A 16,288-nucleotide genomic window follows, 5' to 3' on the forward strand; every position below is an offset into this window, starting at 1 on the left:
GCGGCTTTCTCGCTGCTCGGAGCCCAGCTCCTAGCCCAGGTTCTTCTTCACAAACTTCTGGATCTCGCCAACGATGCCGCTGCGGAATGCCAACACCGTGAGAATGAAGATTCCGCCGAGGATCGGATCAACCCAATCCCTCAACGCGCCCTGGGACAACTGGTACTCGACGTTCACCACGAAGGTGGCGCCAACCACCGGTCCGAGCAATGTGCCCATACCACCGACCAGGGTCATCAGGATCACTTCACCCGACATATGCCAGTGGGCATCGTTCAGGGAAGCCAACTGGAACACCACCGACTTCATTGACCCGGCCAGGCCCGCCAGGGCGGCAGAGATCACAAAGGCCAGCACCTTGTAACGGTTCACGTTGTAGCCCAGAGAGATGGCACGGGGCTCGTTCTGCTTGATCGACTTGAGTACCTGACCATAAGGACTGCTGACAATGCGTTGAACCAGCAGGTAACACCCGAGGAAAACCGCCAGCACGAAGTAGTACATGTTCAGGTTGTTCTCGAGGTTGATCAGGCCGAACAGGTGGCCACGGGGGATGCCGTGCATGCCATCCTCGCCGCCGGTGAATTCCGACTGCACGAAGAAGAAGAACACCAGTTGGGCCAGCGCCAGGGTGACCATGGCGAAATAGATACCCTGACGACGGATCGACAGCAGGGCAAACGCCAGGCCCAGCAGGGTGGCCAGGGCCGTACCCGCGAGAATCCCCATTTCTGTGGTCAGGCCGGAAAAGTTACTCAGCAGGTACCCGGTGGTGTACCCCCCGGTTGCCAGGAACGCGGCGTGGCCGAAGGACAGCAGGCCGGTGAAGCCGAATAGAAGGTTAAAGGCGACCGCGAACAGCGCGAAGCACAAAATCTTCATCAGGAAGACCGGGTACATGACGAATGGCGCCGCCACCAGAAGCAGGACCAGTACGCCATTGAGCATCATTTTCTTGCGATCTTCGATCTTCTGCTGTTCCAGGATGGCTTTTTGGATGTCGGCCGGATTGAATGACTGGCTCATGGTTACGCCTCCTTACCAAACAGGCCTGCGGGCCGGAACATCAGAACCACCACCATGACCAGGAAGATCACCGCGGACGAAGCAGGCGGATAGAAGGTTTTCGTGAGCCCTTCGATCACCCCCATCAGGATACCGGTAATGATCGCGCCCCCGATGGAGCCCATGCCGCCGATGACAACCACCGCAAACACGGTAATCAGGATGTGGGAGCCCATCACCGGCGTGACCGAGTAGATCGGTGCCGCCAGAACCCCGGCGAACGCCGCCAACATGACACCAAAGCCGTAGGTGAGGCTCACCAGCAGCGGCACGTTGATCCCAAAGCCCTGCATGAGCTGGGCGTCTTCAGTGCCCGCACGCAGGTAGGCACCAAGCTTGGTCTTTTCGATCATGAACCAGGTGCCAAAGCAGACCACCAGGGCGATCACGATGACCCAGGCCCGATAATACGGCAGGAACATGAAGCCGAGGTTCATCCCGCCCTGGAACAGGTCCGGCATGGAGTAGCGCATGCCGGACACACCATAGATGTTGGTCAGCACGCCCTGCATGAGCAAGGCAATACCGAAGGTCAGCAACAGACTGTAGATATGATCCTGGCCCGCGATGCGGCGGAGCAGGAAATACTCGATGATCACCCCGACCACACCAACCAGCAGTGGCGCCAGGAACAGCGCGACCCAGTAGTTGACACCCAGTACGTCGAACAGGATGACGGTGGCCATTGCACCGAGCATGTACATCGCCCCGTGGGCAAAGTTAATAATCTTGAGCAGGCCGAAAATAACCGCCAACCCGAGACTCAACAGCGCGTAGAAAGCGCCGTTAATGACCCCGATCAGAAGCTGACCAGACAGCACCGCAAGGGGGACACCAAAAATCATGGACATGTTGCTAACTCCAAAAGCAGCGCGACGATTTAGCTGACACCGTCGTTGCAGATTCGGGGGGCTAGCCCGGCCAAGACGGCCGGGTAGCTCCCTGGGGTCACGCTCTTACTTGCTGGTTACCAGCGGGCACTTGCTCTCGGAGAGCGGACGGTAGGCTTCATCTGCGGGAATGGTGCGCAGAATCTTGTACAGGTCCCACTCGTTCTCGGACTCGTCCGGAGTTTTCACCTCGGCCAGGTACATGTCGTGCACCATCCGACCGTCTTCGCGGATCTTGCCGTTGGTCGCGAACATGTCGTTGATCGGCGTATCCATCATCTGCTTGCGCACGGTCTGGGCATCGTCAGAGCCGGTTGCTTCAACCGCTTTCAGGTACTGCATGGTGCTGGAGTAGACGCCGGCATGAACCATGGTCGGACGCACGCCGGTCTCTTCCATGAAGCGGTCGGACCACGCACGGGTCTCGTCGTTCATGTCCCAGTACCAGCCCGTGGTGAGCTGGATACCCTGTGCGGCCTCAACACCCAACGCGTTTACGTCGGTCAGGAACAGCAGCAGTGCGGCAAGGGTCTGGCCGGACTGGGTCACACCAAACTCACTGGCGGTGTTGATCGCGTTGGTGGTGTCGGCACCGGCGTTTGCCAGGGCGACCACGTCAGCACCAGACGCCTGGGCCTGCAGGATGAATGAAGAGAAATCCGGTGTCGGGAACGGATGGCGCAGGGTGCCGATCACTTCCCCGCCGTTTTCCTTGACCACGCGGGACACATCGCCCTCCAGGGCATGGCCGAAGGCGTAGTCGGCCGTCAGGATGTACCAGGTCTTGCCACCCTCTTTCACAACTGCGCTGGCCGTACCGTTGGCCAGTGGATAGGTGTCATACACGTAGTGGATGTGGTTCGGGGTGCAGTGTTCGTTGGTGATGCTGGAGGCGGCGGAACCGGAAATAATACCCAGCTTGTCGTTCTCTTCGAGAATGTCGCTCACCGCGATTGAGACTGACGAGGCCACGAGACCGGCCACCAGGTCGACGTCTTCGTTTTCAACCCAGCGACGCACAGTGGAAGAGGCAACGTCGGCACTGTTGCGGTCGTCGGCGCTGACGACCTCGATCTTGGCGCCATTCACCTTGCCGCCGAAGTCGGCGATCGCCATTTCCATCGCTTTCAGGCCGTTTGGACCTGCCAGATCCCGGTAAGTACCAGACATATCCGCCAGATAGCCGATCTTGACGGTATCGTTCGAAATGGCGGCCTGGGCACCGCTGGCCATCATGGCTGAGGCAACGGCTGTGGTCAGAAGCTTTTTCATCATTGTCATTGTTGTATCTCCGCTACTGTGTTGCGTTGGTTCGGGTTTATTGTTGCTTTTGTTGCTTTCGCTCTTACCTATCCGGGATCACACACCCAAATAGCGATCCAGCACCGACTGTTTGGCACTCAACTCATCGGCACCGATTTCTTCCACAATCTGCCCATGCTCAACCACGTAATGGCGATCGGCCAGGGGCGCTGCGAAGTGGAAATTCTGTTCGACCAGTACAATGGTCAACCCCTTTTCCTTGAGCTTCACCAGCACTTCGCCCAACTTCTCGACGATGACCGGCGCAAGACCTTCGGTAATCTCGTCCAGCAGCAGCATGTTGGCGCCGGTGCGCAGGATGCGGGCCATGGCCAGCATCTGCTGCTCGCCACCGGAGAGCTTGGTGCCCTGGCTGAAGCGACGTTCGTAGAGGTTGGGGAACATGGTGTAAATCTCTTCCAGGCCCATGCCGCCGCTGCGCACCACCGGTGGCAGGGTGAGGTTTTCCTGGACGCTGAGCGCGGAAAAAATGCCCCGATGCTCGGGGCAATACCCGACACCCAACCTGGCAATATGGTGCGGGGCGCAGGACATCGTCTCTTCCCCGTTGATCATGATCGAGCCCGTGCGGCGACCGACCATGTTCATGATCGCCTTCAGGGTGGTGCTGCGGCCGGCACCATTGCGGCCCAGCAACGTCACCAGCTCACCGCGGTTAACCACCAGATCAATGCCGTGCAGAATGTGGGACTCGCCGTAAAAGGCGTGCAGCCCCGAAACGCGCAACTGTTCGTATTCCCGGTCCAGACGCTGACTCATTGGGCCGCCTCCGCCTGGTCTTCCGAGTTCGGGGTACCGCGTTCACCGCTATCGCTGCTGCCCATGTACACCTCGCGGACGCGGGGGTCTGCTGACACGGTCTCGTAATCCCCTTCGGTGAGTACCGCGCCCTGGGCCAGTACCGTGATCCGGTCACACAGTTTGCTGACAACACTGAGGTTGTGCTCAACCATCAGTACCGTGCGGCCCTGGGCGGCCTTGCGCACCAGCTCCACCACCCGGTCAACGTCTTCCGCGCCCATGCCCTGGGTGGGTTCGTCCAGCAGCAACAGCTGCGGCTCCATCGCCAGGGTTGTCGCCAGTTCCAGGGCCCGCTTGCGCCCGTAGGCCAGCTCAACGGTGGTGGTGTTGGCGTATTCCGCCAGCCCGACCGAGTCCAGCAGCTCCATGCAACGCTCGTTGAGTTTGTTCAGTGAGGTTCCGGATTTCCAGAAACTGAACGAGGTACCCTCGAAGCTTTGCAGGGCCACCCGGATATTCTCCAGAGCCGTCATGTGGGGGAACACGGCCGAAATCTGGAAAGATCGCACCACCCCTTTGCGGGCGATGGCAGCAGACTTCATCGCGGTAATGTCCTGGCCGTTGAACAGAATCTGGCCACGGGTCGGAATCAGGAACTTGGTCAGCAGGTTGAAGACCGTGGTCTTGCCTGCACCGTTGGGACCGATCAGGGCGTGTATGTGGCCTTTCTGAATCTTCAGATTCACGTCGTCGACCGCGACAAAGCCCTTGAACTCTTTGACAAGGTTGCGGGTCTCCAGAACGTACTGTTCACTCATGAGCCAGTCTACCTTTGTTATTGTTGTACATTTGAACTACTCTACAGAGTAGATTGACGTATACGTAAACGTCAACAGCTATTTTCGGTTTTTCAAGCCGTTTCTCTTAGCAAAAAGTCGCAGATCAGTTCCAGAACCTGGTCCGGCTTTTCAAGGTGGGGCGAATGCCCGACCTCCGGCAAGAACACAGCCTGGGCCGTTGGCCCAATGCCCGCGACGATATCGGTCACCTGCTCCGGCACACCGTATTCATCGTCTTCCCCCTGAATGATCATAGACGGGCATTGGATAGCCGCCAGCCAGCGCTCGAAATTCATGTAGGCCTGAAAGCCTTCATCCAGCCAGACGGATTGCCAGGCGTTAAACAGATCATCGGTCCGATCGCCGTGGTAACGCTGCAGCTTGTCGCGCAGGTCCGTTTCCCGGTATCGCACCGCCATCTCCCGGATGCCGGCAATGGTGAGGTGGTCAGCGTAGATGTGCGCCGCCATGGTGGCCAGCGCCCTCACCCTCGCACCCAGGGCACCGGCCGCAATCAGGGCAATCGAACCGCCATCGCTGTGGCCAATGAGCACCACGTCGTCGATGCCAAGTTCGTCCAGCAGGGCGGGCAACAGAACCTCGCCTTCCTTTTCCTGGTAACCGTAGGGGCGCGGCAGGGGTTCATCGGAAGACTGGCCATACCCGAGACGGTTGTAGATCAGCGCATCGAAGCCGGTCGCCTTGGCGAGACGCTCGGGAAACCGTCGCCACAGCGCAATGCTGCCGAGCGACTCGTGCAGGAAGACCAGGGTAGGCCTCTGCTCGCCATCCCGGCGGCCGTCGATATGGCGGATGCGGCGAACTTCCACGGCCACCCCACCCTCCAATGCCACCATCGTGTCGCGGATCTGCATGGTGCTATCGTTCAGGAGGAATGGAGTAAGTCATGGTGGAATGGGCCACCGGTTCCTCGGCGCCTTCCGAGTAAACAAACACCTCCCCGACCCCCATGGTGCGACCAACCTTCAGCATGGTGGCCTTCGCCCAGATGGGCTTGTGGGCCACCGGCTTGCGCAGAAAGTTGATGTTGAGGTTGGTGGTCACCGCCAGCGGCACCAGCCCGATCTTGCTGAGCAGCGCGGCGTACAGCGTAACGTCTGCCAACCCCATCATGGCGGGCCCGGAGACCGTTCCTCCCGGCCTCAGATGCTCTTCGTCCACGTCCAATTTCATTTCCGCCCAGCCGTCTCCGAGCTTCTGCAGGGAGCCGTATGCGGCCCCCTGCGGAAACTGCTCGTCGAGAAACGCCTGCAGCTCTTCAAACGTGATGATCATGCGCCCTTTTCTTCCTGAGCCCGGTTGCGAAGAACGAAGCGCTGGATCTTGCCGCTCGGCGTTTTCGGCAGCTCATCCACAAACTCGATCTCGCGCGGGAAGGCGTGGGTAGACAGGCGACGGCGCACCAGGTCTTGCAACTCGTCCTTCAGGGCCTGCTCATCCCCGGCGGCCTGATCGCCCTTGATCACCACGTAGGCCTTGATGATGGAACCGCGCTTTTCATCGGGCTTGCCCACCACGCCGGACTCGGCCACGGCGGCATGCTCCAGCAGCGTGCTTTCCACATCGGCCGGGCCGACCCGATAACCCGCGGTGGTGATGATGTCGTCATCCCGGCCGCTGAAGGAGAAGCAGCCGTCACCGTGGCAGATCACCATGTCACCGGTGAGGTAATAGCCCTTCACAAACGGGTCTTTCTCGCCCCAGGTGTAGCCATCGAAATGGAACAGTGGCGAGGCGGCAACGTCCACGGCGAGCTGCCCGACTTCCCCGGCGCCCACCTCTTCGTTCTTCTCGTTCAGGGCGACCACCTTGTGGCCCGGCGACGCGTAGCCCATGGAGCCTTCACGCACCGGGTGTTCCAAGCCGTGGAAGTTGCAGCAGGTCATACCGGTTTCCGTCTGGCCGTAGTGATCCTTGACCGGGCAGAAATGCCGGTTCTTGATCCAGTTCACCACTTCCGGGTTCAGTGGCTCGCCGGCACTGCTGGCCACCCGCAGGCCCAGGTTCTCACCCTCGGGCAGCACATGATCGTTGGCCTTGAGCAGACGGTACGCCGTCGGCGCCGCCGCCAGGTTGGTGATCTTGTACTTGCGGATCATGTCGTAGGTGGATTCCGGCGTGAAACCGCCCGGATTGAAATGAGTGGCGTGGCCCATCAGCAGCGGCCCGACCACGGCGTAGTACAGCCCATAAGCCCAGCCCGGATCGGCCACGTTCCAGAACTTGTCGTCTTCACGCAGATCGATGGCGTACTTCATGTACACATAGAACGCCAGCAGGGCCCGGGCCGGAACGGCGACGCCCTTGGATTTGCCGACGGTACCGGAGGTGAACATCTGCAGGAACGGATCGTCCCCGGTCACCATCACGGGCTCGAAATCGCTGGACTGGCTGGCCAGGGTGGCTTCGAAATCGGGAATCTCGGCGTCAATGGCGCTGGCGTCAACGCCCACGACCGGTGGGCAGTCTTTCACATCGGTCAGCTTGGGGTAGTTCTCCGGGTTGGTGACCACCAGCTTGGTGCTGGCACGCTCAAACCGATACTCGATGGCCCCGGAACCAAACGCGGTAAACAGCGGCTGATAAACGGCGCCGGCACGCAGGGTACCCGCGATCACGATCAGCAGTTCCGGCGTCCGCGGCAGCAGCGCGGCAACCCGGTCACCTTTACCGATGCCGCGGGATGTCAGGTAATTGGCAAAACGGGCCGAGGCTTCCTTCAGTTCGGCAAAGGTCAGCGTGCCCTCACCGCCACCGTCTTTCTCGTAATAGAGCGCGACTTTCTGCGGATCATTCGCCCACTTGTCACAGATCTCGTGGCATACGTTCAGACCGCTGTCCAGGCGGCCATCCAGGACCTCGGCCTCCAGTGCGATCGGATCGAAATTGTTGTACACGGCGGTATATTCCGGAAGGCTCATTTTCGACTCCTGTTGTTGTTGTCGTTGAATCCACGTGACCAAGGTTTATCACAGGGTTCACCTTACGTAAAGGTAAACTTTAGACCAAAAAGGCAGGACATCCAGCTCTTTTATTCGGGGCAAGAGAGGGCGCGACGGCCGGGCCGCCTACCCGGTTGGCGGGGCGTGGCGGCTGGACAGGATGTGGCGAAGGCTATCGCATTCCACCATGGGGTCGTCGCAGTTCACCACGATATCGGAGCGGGCAATGACATAGCCCCTGCCAGTGATGTGGTTCTTCACCACCTGGTATTCCCCTTCCTGCTCAACCGCACTGAACTGGCCAATGAAACCGGTTTCTCGGAGGGAGACGGTTTCCAGCCGGTCGCCGGGCTTGATGGTGCCCTGGTAATGCATCAGGGCCAGCCGCGCCGAGGTACCGGTACCGGTGGTGCTTCGGCAGATCACGCCTGGATGCACGTAGGTGGCTGAACGGGAACGGTAGTACCCCTCCGCCACCTGCTCCACCGGCCCCATGAAATGCAGGAACGGCAGCGGCCCCACGTCGCCCAGCGTGTAATGCGAAAACCCACGCTCGGCCTGGATGGCCTCGACAATGGTGTGGGCGGTTTCGGCCAGCTTGCGCTCTTCGTCCAGGGTCAGGTCAAAACCCAGTTCCGTGGCATCCACCAGGGCGTAGAAACCGCCACTGTAAGCCACGCTGTAGTTCACGGTGCCGAGGGACGGCACGTCAATGTTGGCCTGGTAGGTGTGAATGTAGCTGGGCAGGCCCTCGCAGGTAATGGCTTCGACTACTCCGTCACGCACCAACGCCTCAATCTGGACCAGCCCGGCCGGGGACTCCAGCATAAAGTGCTGCCGGCCTTCCCGCTTGGGCACGATGCCTGCCTCAAGCACAGCGGTAGCCGTGCAGATGGTGTTGGAGCCGGAATAGATGGGGTACCCCATCACCTCCATGATGATGTACCCGGCCGCCGCCCGGGGATCTGTCGGCGGCACCAACAGGTCCACCGACATCTCGGGTATGCCATAGGGCTCTTCCAGCAACAGCCTGCGCAGGCCGTCGGCATCGTCCCGCAGGTATTCCATCTGGGCCCGCACGGTGTCGCCGGGGAGCGGATCAATGCCGCCGGTCACAATGCGGCTGACGTCACCGCCGGCGTGGGTGTCCATCAACTGAAGGGTCAGTTCCGGTTTCATCAGGCGTTCTCCAGCGACCAGGATTTGCCGTGATCGTCCCACTGGGCGTCGGGAACAATCACGATCTTGCCGAGATAATTGCTACCCCGGTTCACAAAATACTCCTCGGCATGGTGCAGATCTGACAGCCGGAAGGCGCCGTGCAGAACCGGCTTCAGCTGGCCGTCCCGAATCCAGGCCATGAGCTGGTCGGCTTCCTCGCGGGTGCCGTGGGACACGCCAAAAATCTGCACCTGGTAGAGGTAGATCCGGGTCCACAGGATTTCACTGATGTTGCCGCCGCTGGCCCCGGCAATACTCAGGCGCGGGTAGGTGCTGCGGGCGTTCATATCGAAGATCATGGTGTCGATGAAGATGTCGGTCATCTCGCCGCCGACCAGGTCCATCACCACATCAATGGGCCTGCCCCCGGTCTCGGCCTTTACCCGGTCAACAAAGCTGTCCATGTCCGAGCGATCCAGAACCGCCTCGGCGCCCAGCTTGATCAGGGCCTCCGCCTTGTCCTGTTTGCTCAGGGCATAGGGCACGGCGCCGATAATGCGGCACAGCTGAATCAGTGCGGTACCCACACCGCCGCTGGCGCCCGTGACCAGCACCCGTTCGCCGGCCTGGATGTTGGCGGAGGTCACCATGTGGTAGGCGGTCTGGTAGGAACACATGCCCATGGACGCCACCTCGGCGTCGGACAGCTCCGGGTTCGGGATGTGATGAAACTGGTCGGAAGGCAAGGCCACGTACTCGGCATACCCGCCATCGGCTCCATGACCGAAGTAGTCCGGCGTCAGATTGATGTCGCGGCGATCGTTGGCGTAGATGTTGAAATCCAGCAACCCCCGCTCACCCACGCGGCCCGGGTCAACGCCCTCCCCGACGGCCACAACCCGGCCGGCGATGTCCGCGCCCTGAATACGGGGAAAGAGCAACGTCGGCTTGCCGCCCATCTGGAACGAGGTCATTTCACCCTTTTTGGTGGGGTACAGACCCTCCCGGGCCTTGCGGTCGGTGTTGTTCTTGGCCGTCGCCGTCACCTGAACCAGCACCTGTCCCGCTCCCGGCTTTGGTGTCGGTACGTCCTGGTACTCAAGTTTGTCGACGCCGCCGTGTCCGGTCAGCACCATGGCTTTCATGGTCGTGGGTATCATGGGCGGGCGATCCTCCCGGTCTGCTGCATATAGGGTATCGAATCAGCATAGGTTAGATCGGTAGAGGTGTCAGTCGGTGTAGCGGGTATCCGTTATGCGCCTAACGCGCAATCACCCGGTACACCGGCCGGAGCTTCGGAATCTGTTTGAGCACCACCTGGATCACCGTCATCAGGGGCACCGCGAGCAGTACCCCCACCGGCCCTCAGAGCCAGCCCCAAAAGAAGATCGACACAAAGATGACCACCGGGTTGATGGCCATGCGAAAACCGTGGACCCAGGGCTCGATGAAAAAGCCCACCAGTGTGGTGAGCGTCAGGAAGCCCAGTGGCGCAACCGCCATCATCCAGACGATATCCAGACTGATCGCCGACACCACCGCCAGCAGGGAGATGGTCAGAATCACGCCAAGATAGGGAATGAACCGGGCCAGGCCGGCAATCAGCCCCCACACCGCAGGGTCCGGCAGGCCCACCGCCCAGCACATTATCCCGGTCGCCACGCCCACCGCTGTGTTGCTCAGGGCCAGGACCCCAAGGTATTGCGCGATCTCGTGCTGGGAATCGTGGGTGATGCGAAGCACGGTTTTTCGCTGGTCTTTGGGCAGTTGCCGCACAAAATTCCTGATGATCCGATCACCGCCCACCAGCAGGAAATAGGTCAGCGCCATGGCCAGCAACAAGCCGGCGATGCCATTTCGGGCCTTGCTCAGCAACTGGCTTCGCCAGGACTCCGTCTGCAGGACCACGGTGGCGGGCTTCGCCTTGTTACTCTCCGACAGCTCCTCCATGGATTTTTCGACCTGCTCGGCCGATTCCGTCACCTTGCTGATCTGCCGCTTGATCTCACTCTGCCCTACCAGCAACCGGGAAATGCCCTGGGGCGCTTGTTCCGCCCACTTCACCACCGGCGTTGCGACCGCATAGGTGATCCCGGCGATCCCCGCCAGCACCAGCAGCACCAGGAACAGGGCGCTGACCATCCGGGGAATGCGCAGGGTCACGTAAAGCTTTTTCACGATGGGTGACAGCAACAGGCTGGTCAGAATGGCCAGGATGATGGGCAGGACAATCTGGTGCGCAACGTACAGCGTGTACAGGATGCCAAGGGTAAACAGCCCGTAGATCGGCGTGGAAAGATCGGAGGAGATGAGCGGCCGCTTGCTGCCATCCGCTGGCGGGTTGTTCGTTTGCTGGTCGTCCACGATGTGCGTGCTGTCCCTGTTCTGAACCTGTTCTGCTGGACAGCCGACGTTGTGCCATCGGCAGCCCGGCACCTGAATAGCGCTACTCTAACCCGTTCAGGCACCGGACCGCATCCGCGAGACGTTACTGTCGGGTCACGTGTCGATACCCCGGGGCCTTTCCGGCGGCTGCGCAGACTGTCCGGTGCCTCGGCCCGGCCCGCCGCCTGAATTCACCCGGACAAGCGGACCGGACACGGTTACACCACTGGGGTCCACCTTCACGAAACTGCCGCCCGCCACGAGGGTGACTTCAGCGCCGGCCTCGATCACAACCTTCACACCGGCCTTGTGATGGATCTCGCTGCCTGCCTCCACAAGCTGCGCAGCCCCCTGAGCGCTGGAACAATTGCCACTCACCGTCAGGCTGTAATCGCCGCCGATTTTTTCCCGCCGGTCGCCACTCACGGTTCCGTGGGCATCGCCCTTCACCTGGGTGAACCGGTTGCGCTCAACCGTGAGATGCCGGTCATTTTTGATCACCTCGGTGCGGTTGCGGCCGACAAGCAGATCCAGGTTCTTCTGGGCGTGAAGGTAGACCTGTTCCCGGCCGGCCTCATCCTCAAACCGCAGCTCGTTACTGCCCTCCCCTTTGTGGGTTCGGGTTTTCAGGGTGGTGCGGGTCTTGTGTTCAGGCAAGGCGTACGGTGGCCGGTTGGCCCCGTGGTAGGTTCGCCCGGTAATGATCGGCTGGTCGGGATCGCCATCGAGGAACGAGACGATCACTTCGTGGCCGATTCTTGGCAGCGCCATGAAACCATACCCGCCGCCGGCCCAGCCCTGACTCACCCGCAACCAGGTACTGCTGTGTTCGTTGTTTCGACCGTAGCGATCCCAGGGAAAACGCACCTTGACCCGGCCGTGTTCGTCACAATGAATCTCCTCGCCTTCCGGGCCGGTCACCATGGCGATCTGGGGACCGTCCATCAACGGACGACTCGGTAGGCGAGGACGCCAGCGGGTATCCGCAGGCACCGCATTGAAAAAGTTATGGTAAGACGTCGGTTCACTCCCCGCCTCTTCCTCCAACGCCTGGGACTGCTTGCCGACGTGGGTGACCGCCGTAAGCAGCCAATCCCGATTCAGATCGGACCGGGTGTGACCGGTGAGTTTTGTCCACGCACCCGCGACGAAGTCTGGCCGATTGCTCTCACCGGTCGCAGTGCTGGCATCGTTTCGGAGGGCATCACGGCGGGAATCGGTAAACGGGCGTCCACTTGCATCGGTTTTGAAGCGGCCCGGATAGTCGAAGTGCTGGTAGTCGTGCCGGTGGCTGGGACTGCTGGCGCTGCTCTCATGCATCAACTCGTAAGCGGGATTCCGGAACGTGTAGTCCTTCATGACCACCGACGCCGCACGGACCCGCTCCTGGTTGGCGAAGCGGAAAACGCCGCGCTGGCGCACGCTGCCACCGCCCATGGCCGTGTACGGGGACGGCGGCAATGTCGGGGCATCGCCGTGGTGGTCCGCGAAGATCAGCGCCGGCTGCTCGCTCCCATCCACGCTGCCGTGCTGATACCGGTAGTGCCAGCCCTCCTCGGCGGCAAGACGCTCAACAAACGCCAGGTCGCTTTCCCGGTGCTGAACGCAATATTCCCGCTCCTCCACCGAACGCTTCAGATCAAACACGGCATTCGCGATCCCACGCTCTTCCAGCAAGGTTCGCACGATGGCGTCGGTGGTTCGGGACTGGAAGATTCGGCTGTTCTGCATGAGACCCAGACGCCAAAGCGGCGGCTGGAACACCACCTCATACCGGGTGCGGCGATGGCCGGAATCGCCCCGCACACATTCACTGACCACACCGGTAAACCGGCGAACGGGCTCGCCATCCTGCCAGATCAGCAGGTCCACGGGCTGCTCCAGCAGATCCTCTGCACGAACGCCTGGATCGGTACTGGCCAGTTGCAACCGGCCATGGGAAAGCTGAGAAAGGCCTTCGGTCAGCGCAAAGCTGACAACGGCGAATACATCCGGGGCATGTTCACCAATACGGGCGGTGAACTGCAATCCACTTGCCTGGGGCATGTCTTCAGTCCTTTGAAGGTATGGCAATGTGATGACAGGACTCCCAGCGCAATCCGTGGCCGGAAACTCCATAAACCGAGCGAAAAGTACCAGCACCGCACGGGATAATCAACGAACCAGCCACCCGGCTGACCTGCCCTACCCCACATAACCGGAATTATACGAACGCGTTCGCAAAAGTCCGTGAGTAAAGGCGGGAATCTGCTGTAAGTATCTGATAGGTTTATAACTACGCAGAGACTCCCTTGGAATTATACGCCCTGAGCGACACGGCAACCTTGCGGCGAGATGGGCGAATAACTCCGGTGAGTGCCAAGCGGAAATTTGCTAAGGCATTGATAAGTTGGAAGCTTCAGGTCATTTCAAAGCTTTCCAGAACTGGAATTATACGAATGGGCGTTATACGAACGCGTTCGTTGAATACGCTGTTAGATAGGTACATAAAGTGTCGAACTATAGGTACTTCATAATTCAAACTTATGACAACCCTGGAGAGCCTTCGAAAAAGAGGGTTCGGGCCAAAGCTGTGCCTGGGCAGGGAGTTGCTACAGAGCGGAAAGTAGAGTGCTCTGAAGATATGCGGCTTTCCCATCCGATCGGCACTTACTTCAAAGTGGAATGCAAAGTAACTGATCGAGAGGGCGGAACGCCGTTTTTGTATCGACACCACTCCTGGCCTTATGAAGTAGTAACCGAGAAAGAGGCAAAAGAATTCATTAAGAAAAATTTCGGTGGTTAATCATCGATCTAACAATACCATTAAGGTTGTTACGGGCCTTTGGCCCTCCACCGGACGCCCTTTTCAGGGCGCCGCTTATGGCTGGCGTTAGAGAGCATTATGAAGTACGCAGAAGATTACTCAGGCTGGGGAAACGAAGTGCTCTATCGGATGTGCTCTGAAAGACCCCTTCATGATGATGTTGACACCGTCGTCGGAAAGCTTTGGATTATTGGGCGCGCCTACTCCGCAAGCATTGAGCGTAAGGCTGGTGGGGATTTCAATATTGAAGACGCGGCACAGCTGTTAATTGAATCTGGCATTGATGTTCTGATCAATTCTTTGAATAAGATTGATAGGGTTACAGCTGACAATATCCACGAAGTATTAAAGGCACATAAGGTTCTTACTGATACCTTTGCAAATGCTACGGGGATCGAAAAGCGCTCTCTAGCCTCTAAATACCTTCACTTTCATGCTCCAAGGTCGGTTTTCATCTATGACTCTATTGCAAATAGAGAGATTAGAGCCCGACTAGAGAGAAAAAGATTTGATATTCCTCGTGAGTTCGATGATGCGTATTCTGCATTCTGCTACCGTTGCCTGCACTATCGGGACTTCGAGTTTGAGCCAAGGTTAGGTGAGCTGGCGACCCCTAGGAAACTGGATATGGAGCTTTTAGGTTATCGAGCTCTCTAACAATCGCAGGCACAGCGACGGCTTTTCCATTGCGGCTGCGCCTTCATTACAAAACCGCGCGTGCTGCGGGCGTTAAAGCCCTATGAGAATCGAACCATTTTCCAAGCTGGATGATGTTTCCCTGAGTGCGAACCGGGATGAGTTGAGCCGACTGCTTGGCGCTCCAGTGAACAACAACGTTAATCGGTTGGGCCTGGACGAGTTTGATTATGGGGGCCGAGTTTTTCGATTTGAGCCAAGTGGATGTTTGAGTGAGGTAACCATCGAGGCTGAGCGAGTAGAGTTTGGCCAAGTCAGTGTTCCGTTTACTGCGCTGTCTGATTTTATCTCATCCAGCGATCCTGACTCTTTTGAAAGGTATGGGTTCATAGTTAGCCCAGCTTACGGAATAGCTTTCGATCCAGAGCATCACCCTTGGGTTACAGTTCTAACCAGAGCAGGGCTAGACGGATGGAAAAAGCTTTAACAAGCCGCGTAAGTCGGACGTCCCTGACGGGCCGCCGCTTCGCTCCGCGTTAGGCATTTTATGGAAGTATCGAAGCTCAGCATCTGGGCTCTTTTAACGCTCCCGTTTTATCGTTCAGTTACTTGGCAAGAGTCACTTTCTGAGCTTGGTAGTCGTGGCCTCCCAAACCTTCTTGTCCGGCTTGTCTGGATACTTTTGTTTCCTTTCGTGGCGTTTTCCCGGACCGATGATGACTACGCAATTATGGATGTGGCCCCGGATTTAGGTGACTGCATTTGGTCGCTTGGCACTTTTTCGTTGCTTGCGGGATTTGTGACATTGCCAATATTTGCAGTAATCGACGGTCTTCCTACCTGGCTTTCTGGCCTACTTATCGCAGGCTGGCCAGTGTGCAAGTTTCTTTCGATACCGTTTACCAAGAGGAACCTTTGATGCCTAACAAGTCGGTCAACCGGACGCCAAAAGCGTACCGCTTTTGGTTCCCTCCGCTGCGCTACGGCGCCGGTTACCATCAGCGTTATGTGTTCATAGGAATCAAACATGGGTGAAAAGGAATCGGAAAAGCTGCTTGTTGAGATCCGAGATGAGATCAAGGAAATGAATGCCCATTTCAGGTGGTTCCGTACGCAAGCCGAGAAAGAATTCGAAAGTGGCGCAGTGCCAGATGAATCTAATCAGGGAAGGTTTGGAATCGACACCAAAAAGCTCAAAACTGAATTTGTGCTAATTGGTGTGTTTGCTGGTCTATTTGCCATTGGCTACGCCCTGAACAAGCTTGGCTACTTGTGACGCACATAACCAGTCATTCCAGTTCGTTACGGCCCTGAAGGGCCTCCACCGGACGCCCTTGTCAGGGCGCCGCTGAATATTGGCGTTAGTTGCTAAAGGAGAGCGAGTGAGAGTCCTGCTGATCCTGAGTGCTTTTTTAGTAGGCTGCTCAAGTGAAGAAATACTTTATGTGCCGGGTCCTGATTTTTACCAGCGCGTGGATT

Annotated in this window: 15 protein-coding genes; 2 read left to right on the forward strand and 13 right to left on the reverse strand. The window is 58.7% G+C overall.

What is annotated here, in order from left to right; translation table 11 throughout:
- Nucleotides 1-30: 30 nt before the first annotated feature.
- The 12 genes from KXD86_RS17240 to KXD86_RS17295 all read right to left on the reverse strand — a co-directional run bounded on the left by KXD86_RS17240 (nucleotide 31) and on the right by KXD86_RS17295 (nucleotide 13,413).
- A complete protein-coding gene (locus tag KXD86_RS17240; protein ID WP_218637394.1) occupies nucleotides 31-1,026 on the reverse strand; it encodes a branched-chain amino acid ABC transporter permease in 996 nt (331 codons plus the stop codon).
- A gap of 2 nt (nucleotides 1,027-1,028) precedes the next feature.
- Nucleotides 1,029-1,916, reverse strand: coding sequence for a branched-chain amino acid ABC transporter permease (locus KXD86_RS17245; protein WP_218637395.1), 888 nt, complete (start codon nucleotides 1,914-1,916; stop codon nucleotides 1,029-1,031).
- 105 nt (nucleotides 1,917-2,021) lie between these two features.
- Nucleotides 2,022-3,236, reverse strand: a complete 1,215-nt coding sequence (locus KXD86_RS17250) for an ABC transporter substrate-binding protein (protein ID WP_218637396.1) — start codon at nucleotides 3,234-3,236, stop codon at nucleotides 2,022-2,024.
- A 78-nt stretch (nucleotides 3,237-3,314) separates the two neighbouring features.
- Nucleotides 3,315-4,037, reverse strand: coding sequence for an ABC transporter ATP-binding protein (locus KXD86_RS17255; protein WP_218637397.1), 723 nt, complete (start codon nucleotides 4,035-4,037; stop codon nucleotides 3,315-3,317).
- Nucleotides 4,034-4,837 (reverse strand): ABC transporter ATP-binding protein, encoded by an 804-nt coding sequence (locus tag KXD86_RS17260; protein WP_218637398.1) that lies wholly within the window; start codon nucleotides 4,835-4,837, stop codon nucleotides 4,034-4,036. The genes KXD86_RS17255 and KXD86_RS17260 overlap by 4 nt, the downstream gene beginning before the upstream one ends.
- A 92-nt stretch (nucleotides 4,838-4,929) precedes the next feature.
- Entirely contained in the window at nucleotides 4,930-5,733 is an 804-nt protein-coding gene (locus KXD86_RS17265) for an alpha/beta fold hydrolase (RefSeq protein WP_218637399.1), read from the reverse strand.
- 4 nt (nucleotides 5,734-5,737) lie between these two features.
- Nucleotides 5,738-6,154, reverse strand: coding sequence for a PaaI family thioesterase (locus tag KXD86_RS17270; RefSeq protein WP_218637400.1), 417 nt, complete (start codon nucleotides 6,152-6,154; stop codon nucleotides 5,738-5,740).
- Nucleotides 6,151-7,800, reverse strand: a complete 1,650-nt coding sequence (locus KXD86_RS17275) for an AMP-binding protein (protein WP_218637401.1) — start codon at nucleotides 7,798-7,800, stop codon at nucleotides 6,151-6,153. The genes KXD86_RS17270 and KXD86_RS17275 overlap by 4 nt, the downstream gene beginning before the upstream one ends.
- Nucleotides 7,801-7,947: 147 nt before the next feature.
- Nucleotides 7,948-9,000, reverse strand: coding sequence for a proline racemase family protein (locus KXD86_RS17280; RefSeq protein ID WP_218637402.1), 1,053 nt, complete (start codon nucleotides 8,998-9,000; stop codon nucleotides 7,948-7,950).
- Nucleotides 9,000-10,142, reverse strand: coding sequence for a zinc-binding dehydrogenase (locus KXD86_RS17285; RefSeq protein ID WP_218637403.1), 1,143 nt, complete (start codon nucleotides 10,140-10,142; stop codon nucleotides 9,000-9,002). Before KXD86_RS17285 ends, KXD86_RS17280 begins: the two co-directional genes overlap by 1 nt.
- 205 nt (nucleotides 10,143-10,347) lie before the next feature.
- Nucleotides 10,348-11,346 carry an AI-2E family transporter gene (locus KXD86_RS17290; RefSeq protein WP_312846320.1) on the reverse strand — a complete coding sequence of 333 codons (999 nt, stop codon included), beginning with the start codon at nucleotides 11,344-11,346 and terminating at the stop codon, nucleotides 10,348-10,350.
- A gap of 135 nt (nucleotides 11,347-11,481) precedes the next feature.
- Nucleotides 11,482-13,413 (reverse strand): type VI secretion system Vgr family protein, encoded by a 1,932-nt coding sequence (locus tag KXD86_RS17295; protein ID WP_218637404.1) that lies wholly within the window; start codon nucleotides 13,411-13,413, stop codon nucleotides 11,482-11,484.
- An 838-nt stretch (nucleotides 13,414-14,251) separates the two neighbouring features.
- Between KXD86_RS17295 and KXD86_RS17300 the strand changes: the two genes are divergently transcribed.
- Nucleotides 14,252-14,830 carry a hypothetical protein gene (locus tag KXD86_RS17300; protein WP_218637405.1) on the forward strand — a complete coding sequence of 193 codons (579 nt, stop codon included), beginning with the start codon at nucleotides 14,252-14,254 and terminating at the stop codon, nucleotides 14,828-14,830.
- 46 nt (nucleotides 14,831-14,876) lie between these two features.
- On the opposite strand, the gene KXD86_RS17305 is transcribed toward KXD86_RS17300, so the two are convergent.
- A complete protein-coding gene (locus KXD86_RS17305; protein ID WP_218637406.1) occupies nucleotides 14,877-15,122 on the reverse strand; it encodes a hypothetical protein in 246 nt (81 codons plus the stop codon).
- A 714-nt stretch (nucleotides 15,123-15,836) separates the two neighbouring features.
- On the opposite strand from KXD86_RS17305, the gene KXD86_RS17310 reads away from it, so the two are divergent.
- Nucleotides 15,837-16,085 carry a hypothetical protein gene (locus tag KXD86_RS17310; RefSeq protein WP_218637407.1) on the forward strand — a complete coding sequence of 83 codons (249 nt, stop codon included), beginning with the start codon at nucleotides 15,837-15,839 and terminating at the stop codon, nucleotides 16,083-16,085.
- Nucleotides 16,086-16,288 lie beyond the last annotated feature (203 nt).

Source organism: Marinobacter arenosus (assembly GCF_019264345.1).
Taxonomy (GTDB): domain Bacteria; phylum Pseudomonadota; class Gammaproteobacteria; order Pseudomonadales; family Oleiphilaceae; genus Marinobacter; species Marinobacter arenosus.

What these genes read in the sequence shown, in the direction of transcription:
- KXD86_RS17240 (WP_218637394.1), bottom strand. Translation starts at nt 1,026, where the DNA reads ATGAGCCAGTCATTCAATCCGGCCGACATCCAAAAAGCCATCCTGGAA.
- KXD86_RS17245 (WP_218637395.1), bottom strand. Translation starts at nt 1,916, where the DNA reads ATGTCCATGATTTTTGGTGTCCCCCTTGCGGTGCTGTCTGGTCAGCTT.
- KXD86_RS17250 (WP_218637396.1), bottom strand. Translation starts at nt 3,236, where the DNA reads ATGACAATGATGAAAAAGCTTCTGACCACAGCCGTTGCCTCAGCCATG.
- KXD86_RS17255 (WP_218637397.1), bottom strand. Translation starts at nt 4,037, where the DNA reads ATGAGTCAGCGTCTGGACCGGGAATACGAACAGTTGCGCGTTTCGGGG.
- KXD86_RS17260 (WP_218637398.1), bottom strand. Translation starts at nt 4,837, where the DNA reads ATGAGTGAACAGTACGTTCTGGAGACCCGCAACCTTGTCAAAGAGTTC.
- KXD86_RS17265 (WP_218637399.1), bottom strand. Translation starts at nt 5,733, where the DNA reads ATGCAGATCCGCGACACGATGGTGGCATTGGAGGGTGGGGTGGCCGTG.
- KXD86_RS17270 (WP_218637400.1), bottom strand. Translation starts at nt 6,154, where the DNA reads ATGATCATCACGTTTGAAGAGCTGCAGGCGTTTCTCGACGAGCAGTTT.
- KXD86_RS17275 (WP_218637401.1), bottom strand. Translation starts at nt 7,800, where the DNA reads ATGAGCCTTCCGGAATATACCGCCGTGTACAACAATTTCGATCCGATC.
- KXD86_RS17280 (WP_218637402.1), bottom strand. Translation starts at nt 9,000, where the DNA reads ATGAAACCGGAACTGACCCTTCAGTTGATGGACACCCACGCCGGCGGT.
- KXD86_RS17285 (WP_218637403.1), bottom strand. Translation starts at nt 10,142, where the DNA reads ATGATACCCACGACCATGAAAGCCATGGTGCTGACCGGACACGGCGGC.
- KXD86_RS17295 (WP_218637404.1), bottom strand. Translation starts at nt 13,413, where the DNA reads ATGCCCCAGGCAAGTGGATTGCAGTTCACCGCCCGTATTGGTGAACAT.
- KXD86_RS17300 (WP_218637405.1), top strand. Translation starts at nt 14,252, where the DNA reads ATGAAGTACGCAGAAGATTACTCAGGCTGGGGAAACGAAGTGCTCTAT.
- KXD86_RS17310 (WP_218637407.1), top strand. Translation starts at nt 15,837, where the DNA reads ATGGGTGAAAAGGAATCGGAAAAGCTGCTTGTTGAGATCCGAGATGAG.